Origin of the sequence: Bradyrhizobium sp. sGM-13, assembly GCF_018398875.1 — a bacterium.
Lineage (GTDB): Bacteria > Pseudomonadota > Alphaproteobacteria > Rhizobiales > Xanthobacteraceae > Bradyrhizobium.
In genome coordinates this window covers 1-4,105 of record NZ_JAGWDK010000104.1, presented here as the reverse complement: position 1 = coordinate 4,105, position 4,105 = coordinate 1, and the positions used below count along the sequence as shown (strand labels likewise).

Annotated in this window: 1 protein-coding gene and 7 pseudogenes; 2 read left to right on the top strand and 6 right to left on the bottom strand. The window is 59.2% G+C overall.

What is annotated here, in order from left to right:
* The 4 genes and pseudogenes from KJQ96_RS38060 to KJQ96_RS41130 form a co-directional block, all read right to left on the bottom strand.
* A pseudogene (locus KJQ96_RS38060) lies at positions 1 to 379 on the bottom strand (hypothetical protein); the annotation flags it as partial.
* A pseudogene (locus tag KJQ96_RS38055) lies at positions 378 to 585 on the bottom strand (IS5/IS1182 family transposase); the annotation flags it as partial. The pseudogenes KJQ96_RS38060 and KJQ96_RS38055, both read right to left, overlap by 2 nt.
* A 103-nt stretch (positions 586 to 688) precedes the next feature.
* Positions 689 to 1,075: a hypothetical protein gene (locus KJQ96_RS38050; RefSeq protein WP_213257626.1), complete on the bottom strand. Its 387-nt coding sequence runs from the start codon at positions 1,073 to 1,075 to the stop codon at positions 689 to 691.
* 224 nt (positions 1,076 to 1,299) lie between these two features.
* Positions 1,300 to 1,475 (bottom strand): annotated as a pseudogene (locus KJQ96_RS41130) (ATP-binding cassette domain-containing protein); the annotation flags it as partial.
* A gap of 22 nt (positions 1,476 to 1,497) precedes the next feature.
* On the opposite strand from KJQ96_RS41130, the pseudogene KJQ96_RS38045 reads away from it, so the two are divergent.
* A pseudogene (locus tag KJQ96_RS38045) lies at positions 1,498 to 2,011 on the top strand (helix-turn-helix domain-containing protein); the annotation flags it as partial.
* A 74-nt stretch (positions 2,012 to 2,085) separates the two neighbouring features.
* Here the strand turns inward: KJQ96_RS38045 and KJQ96_RS38040 are convergent.
* A pseudogene (locus KJQ96_RS38040) lies at positions 2,086 to 3,116 on the bottom strand (IS481 family transposase).
* Positions 3,117 to 3,246: 130 nt separating this feature from the next.
* Here KJQ96_RS38040 and KJQ96_RS38035 point away from each other — a divergent pair.
* Positions 3,247 to 3,678: pseudogene (locus KJQ96_RS38035) on the top strand (IS630 family transposase); the annotation flags it as partial.
* 105 nt (positions 3,679 to 3,783) lie between these two features.
* Here KJQ96_RS38035 and KJQ96_RS38030 read toward each other — a convergent pair.
* Positions 3,784 to 4,105 (bottom strand): annotated as a pseudogene (locus tag KJQ96_RS38030) (hypothetical protein); the annotation flags it as partial.

Below are 4,105 nucleotides of genomic sequence, written 5' to 3'. Positions count from 1 at the left end.
TCGGCATAACTTGGATCGGCGCCCCCAAATCCGGGCGTTTCGCGACAGAAACTAGCTAGGGCAACGCGGCCCTGGATCTCGGCCTTCTTGCCGGCGCCGTCGACGATGGTGGTGTTCTCCTTGGAGATCGACACCTTCTTGGCGCGGCCGAGCATGTTGAGGCCGACGTTCTCGAGCTTGATGCCGAGGTCTTTCGAGATGACCTGGCCACCGGTGAGGATGGCGATGTCTTCCAGCATGGCCTTGCGGTGATCACCGAAGCCCGGCGCCTTGACGGCGGCGATCTTCAGGCCGCCACGAGCTTGTTGACGACCAGCGTAGCCAGGGCCTCGCCTTCGACGTCTTCCGAGATGATGAGCCGCGGCTTCGAGGTCTGCACGCTCGACCGTCTCTTCGTCGGACAGGTCGTGGACGTGCTTGAGGTAATGCAGACCGCCATCAGCCGCGTCGGCTTGGCCGGCCTGCCGACCGGGCGATAAACCCGCCAAACGCCTCGTCAAAACGCGACCACGGCATCAATGCCGACAACCGGGCCAGCGGATGGCCCGGAGTGATGATGGCAGAAGACGGACGGGCTAGAAGCATTGCAAAAACACCGGAAAACGATGGGATCAAAGGCGGTTTCCGGCATTCTCCAATACTTCAAACCCGATGGGAATCCCTGCAACGTAAGGGGTCCAAGAATTTTTCAGATTAGGCAGTTCGGCGGCTTCCGTCTTTTACAAGGCAAGGCAACAGGAGTGCCGATCGTCTTCCATGCTGGTTCGCTCGCGATGAAGCCATTGAGCGGCACGGCAATTCTGTGATTGGCCAAAGGTCGGATTTGGTTCAATCCCGACATTTGCTTTGTTATGCTCTCGTAGCCGATTTGGGTTTGCATGCCAGCCTTCGCCTTGTCCCATGTGACAGCATTGGCGGCACTGGCGGCATACGTAGAACCGTCAATCAGCCCGACAGCCAACGTCGAGGCGAGAAACATTTTCACAATGGACCTTACCCGGGCCGGCTGCTTGGGCCAGCGCGCAGTCGAAGAGAATACGTCGCAAAAGGCGCTGCCACGCAGATCATACGTCATGTTGTTTACTCCTTCATTTCATCCTTAGAGGTTCGTGCGACAGGGCCATTAGGCAACCATCGCAGCTTCGTATAATCAAAACCCGTGCCAACTTTGGCCGCCTAGGACAATTTAAATTTCTTTCCAGGCGATTGGACCGAAAAGATTTAAGAGATGGCCAAGCAAGTCCGTGTCGCGGACCCGACAAAGGGACAGGTGTGCAACAGCTTCTAACCTCCCTGTGACAGCGCAGCACCCGTTTCAGCCACCAGCGATAGCATCAGATCGAGCACAGCGTCCCCCTGTTACCTCGTCCAGATTGCCCGGGGGTCATCAGCCAAAACCAGCGGCGGCCGGACGGCCAAGGTCCGGCCTATTACCATCCGCTGTGCTGCCCGGTCGACAATTGTTCAGGATAGCGCGTAGGACCTCGGCTAACATGGATGGGACGAGCCTATTCGAACGACCTTCGTGAGCGGGTGGTGAGGGCTGTTATCAAAGGCGGCCTGTCGCGGCATCAGGCGGCCGCCCAATTTGGGGTTGGCATCAGCACGGCGATCAACTGGGTGCAGCGCTTCCAGGAGACCGGCAGCGTCAAACCGGACCAGATCGGCGGCTATCGGCCAAAGAAGATTGCGGGGCCGCACCGCGAATGGCTGATGCAACGGTGCCGGGAGGCGGATTTTACCGTGCGCGGGCTGGTGGCCCAGCTTGCCGAGCGTGGTCTCAAGGTCGATTACCGCACGATGTGGGAGTTCGTCCACGCTGAGAAGCTCAGTTATAAAAAAAGACGCTGATTACACCGCCGAGCAGGACCGTCCCGATGTCGCGCGTCGGCGGGCGCAGTGGACCAAGTGCCGGGATCGGATCGATCCCACCTGCCTGGTGTTCATCGATGAGACCTGGACCAAAACCAATATGGCGCCGCTGCGGGGCTGGGCGCCGCGCGGTCAACGCTGTAAAAGTATGCACTTGACCTGACAACTGGCTCTTCGTCGTGGTGGGTGTCCGACGAAGATTTGTGTCCGGCGCTACGCGGCCGGCAGCAATTTCTCCGCAATGGGCAGCGCGTCAAGGAAGGTTTGCATCGGTGTTTTTCCATAGCACCATCGTCCCTGATGCGGGCGCGTTTCGTTGTACGCCGTCACCCAAACATCGAGATCATTCTGCAGCTCGTCGATGGTTCGATAGATCTTCTTGCGGAACGTCACACGATAGAACTCATCGAGCGCGGTTCGATGGAAGCGCTCGCAGATTCCGTTGGTCTGCGGGCTCTTGGTCTTGGTCCGCGTATGATCGATGTCCTCGACGGCGAGATAGAGCTCGTAGTCATGATGCTCGGGGTTGCCGCAATACTCGGTGCCACGATCCGTCAGCACCCGGCACAGTACAATACCGTGCTCTTCGAAGAACGGCAGCACCCGATCGTTCAGCATCTCCGCCCTGATTGGCGTCTTGCGGTCGTAGAGCTTGGCGAAGACCACCTTGGTGTAGGTATCGATGAAGGTCTGCTGATAGATGCGGCCCACGCCCTTCATGTTGCCGACATAGAAGGTGTCCTGGGCGCCGCAATAGCCGGGACATTCGCTCTCGAACTCGCCGTCGACCTCCTTCTCGGTCTTGGCTTTCTCCAGCGCCACGACCTGAGCTTCGGTGAGGACAAAGCCCTGCTGTGCCATCCTGGCTTCGAGCGCCTTGAGCCGCGTCTTGGTGTTCGCCAGATCGTGGCGCAACCAGACGCCCCGCACACCGAACGGCGAGATCGACAAGCCCAGTTTCTTCAGCTCGTTAGAAACACGCACCTGGCCCCAGGTCGGCTGTTCGATCGCCAGCGCCACCACTGCCGCTTCGATCTCAGGCGCGACACGGTTCTTGAGGATCGGCTTCTTCCGGCTGATCTCGGCAAGCGCCAGCTCGCCGCCTTTGTCGTACAGTTCCTTGAACCGGTAGAAGCTGTCGCGACTATATCCCATCACTTGCAGGCCTGGCTGACATTGCCCAACTGCTTGGCCAGTTCCAACACCCCGACCTTCGCGCGAATGACTTTCTGCTCTTGTGTCATGGTTGCATCTCCTGTGTGAGACGCTGCGGGGCAGCGCGGGAGCGCCAGTTCGGGTGAGCGCTCCCGCTCGCCCCGCAGCTCCATTCCCCACCAGTCCAAACCATTCTGTCAGATTAAGTCGAGACTTTTACAACGCCTCAAAGCCAAGGTGCCGCACGGCCGCTGGCACACCATGACCTTCATGGCCGCTTTGCGCCACGATCGCATCACCGCTCCGTGGTTCATCGAGGGACCGATCAACGGCGAAGCCTTCCTTCTCTACATCGAGAAGGTTCTGGTTCCGACGCTGCGGCACGGTGACATCGTCATCATGGACAATCTGGGCTCGCACAAGGCTAAGGCCGTTCGCCGCGCCGTCGGCGCCCGGCTCTTCTACCTGCCGAAGTACTCGCCCGATCTGAACCCGATCGAACAGTTCTTCGCCAAGTTCAAACACTGGCTGCGCAAAGCCGCACAGCGAACCACCGAGGCCGTCTACGATGCTATCGCTCCGATCCTCAACACCGTCTCACCCGCCGAATGCGCCAATTATTTCGCCAACGCCGGATATGACCAAACCTAGACTCATCACGCTCTAGAACTTGCCGTCAGCCGCGATTATGGTTGTTGGGCGCGGGCGACGTCGTGGCGAAGCGTGATGCGTCGGCTGCAAGCGTCACCGGACTTCCTATTTTGTCTTGCTGAGCTGAGGCACCCGCGCGCCGGTTTTTGGCCGAAGCGGCTTCCATTGCGACACGAATCGCTCGTAGCTTTGCTCGGCCTGGGCGGCAATCAACATCTCGCGGTCGCGCAGCGCCTTGATGTTGTAGGCATAGGCTGATCCACGCCGGTTGCCTTTCTGTTGCGGATGTCCGGCTTGAAGTTGCATTGCGCGGGAGACGATCGTCACCGGCTTTCCCCGCCGTTTTCCCTTGGTAGAGGCTTTCTTCAGGATTTCGACTTCGCGGTAGACGCACAGCACCTCCGCCATCTTCTGTTCGAACTCGGCG